The following is a 1,492-nucleotide window of genomic DNA, read 5'->3' as shown; positions in this document are numbered from 1 at the left end:
TCGCCGCGAACGGCAGGCGAAGTCTGCCGGCGGCCGGTTGCCGTTGCGAGAATTTTACGAACAAAAAAAAAGAGAAGCCCGCCTCCCGGCGGGCTTCTCGATCAGAAGAGGTTGAGTTGCACGATCTGCGGTGCTTCAGCAGCCGGTGACTCTGATGTTTTGGCGGGATCGGCCTTTATGCGGCGGCTCTCCCAGACGGCATAGCACAGCGTGTCTTCCCATTCCATTTTGGAAACTTCAGGTATACCCATCAGTTCCGGACGTGGGCGGACACGCCAGGCTCCATAGAAGTAATCTTTGGTCGGCCTAAGCGAATCATGCCAGATAACCTCGCCGTTCACGCCATGCAGGATGAAATTGCAGACCGTCATAAGGGCACAGGTTCGGTCGATGTCCTCGCCACAGCAGTAGTTACCAGGGAATTTCGCATGGGCAGCAATCAAGAACCGGCCGCTACCGCAGGCAGGATCTCCGAAATTCAACCCTTTTCCTGTCAAATCCCGTCCACCACTATTGATGGAAACCATAAAATCAACAATATTCTCTGGAGTAAAAAACTGGCCAGCGTTTGCACGCCGGCCATGTGAGGCAATTTGAGTTTCATAAAGATTCCCGAAGGGGTCGTACCACTCCCCGTCGTCGCGTTCCTTCTTGTTCATCAGGAGTACTATCTCCTGAAAAAGCTCGAAGAAACGCTTGCGAATCTCCAGGTCTTTATATCGGCCGTGAGGCTTCCAGGGATTGTCGAAGCTGAACAGGTCAATGATGAAGGTCAACATATCGTCAAACACCTTGCTGTCGTCTTGGCCATAGGCAAGTGCCGAGAACTTATCCTCAAACGCCTTGTACTCGGCCGGAATCTGGATCTTAGACATGATACACCTCCTTTCCGGGCAGTTTGATCTCACCGCGTTCTACGAACCGGCCGTCACACCATAGCTCGACGGGGCCGAGTTCAAAGCCATGTGATAAGATCCAGTATTCGATATAATCCCGATACTCCTTACCGGTGAAGTTCTTGCCGGTGATATTCCGGAAGATCATCGGAATACTTGTCCACTCCTCGCCTTCGGCCCAAAGGAACGGTTCACCATTTTGTCTGATCTCGTCTCTCATAGCTCCCGATTTTTATAGTTATCGGCAATGAACAGGTCGTCGTTGCTTCGGTACACCTCGATCGTCGGTTTGCCATGATTATCTGTGATAGGCAGAGATTCCACCGTCTCAAGAAGTGTTTCATCCTCGAAGACACAATAGACGGTTTTTCCGGGTTCCGCATCCGGATCAAAACACAGAGGCGTATCCTTGCATTGCGCGGCGATCATGTCGGCTTCTTCCTGATTTTGGGCCGTGACAGTGAAGTGTCTGCGTTCCCAGCTTGTGCATAGCACATCCTGATAAAATTTGTAAATTGGCATAAAATGATTTGCAGTGTTTATCCTCCTGCGCCGGAGTTCTAATGCTGCCGAAACACTCGGAACAGCGATGCGGC

The 1,492-nt window shown here is 51.3% G+C and carries 3 protein-coding genes; all 3 read right to left on the bottom strand.

Annotated elements, in window-relative coordinates:
* Nucleotides 1–101: 101 nt before the first annotated feature.
* Entirely contained in the window at nucleotides 102–875 is a 774-nt protein-coding gene (locus tag QVP03_RS05765; protein ID WP_022331828.1) for an N-6 DNA methylase, read from the bottom strand.
* Nucleotides 868–1,116 (bottom strand): DUF7688 family protein, encoded by a 249-nt coding sequence (locus QVP03_RS05760; RefSeq protein ID WP_022331829.1) that lies wholly within the window; start codon nucleotides 1,114–1,116, stop codon nucleotides 868–870. The genes QVP03_RS05765 and QVP03_RS05760 overlap by 8 nt, the downstream gene beginning before the upstream one ends.
* A partial coding sequence (locus QVP03_RS05755; RefSeq protein ID WP_288210668.1) for a hypothetical protein occupies nucleotides 1,113–1,492 on the bottom strand: 380 nt, incomplete at its 5' end. The genes QVP03_RS05755 and QVP03_RS05760, both read right to left, overlap by 4 nt.

The sequence above is a fragment of the Alistipes sp. CAG:29 genome, assembly GCF_000435435.1.
Lineage (GTDB): Bacteria > Bacteroidota > Bacteroidia > Bacteroidales > Rikenellaceae > Alistipes > Alistipes onderdonkii.
Note: the sequence above shows the minus strand (reverse complement) of the source record. Positions and strands in the feature narration are given on the sequence as shown.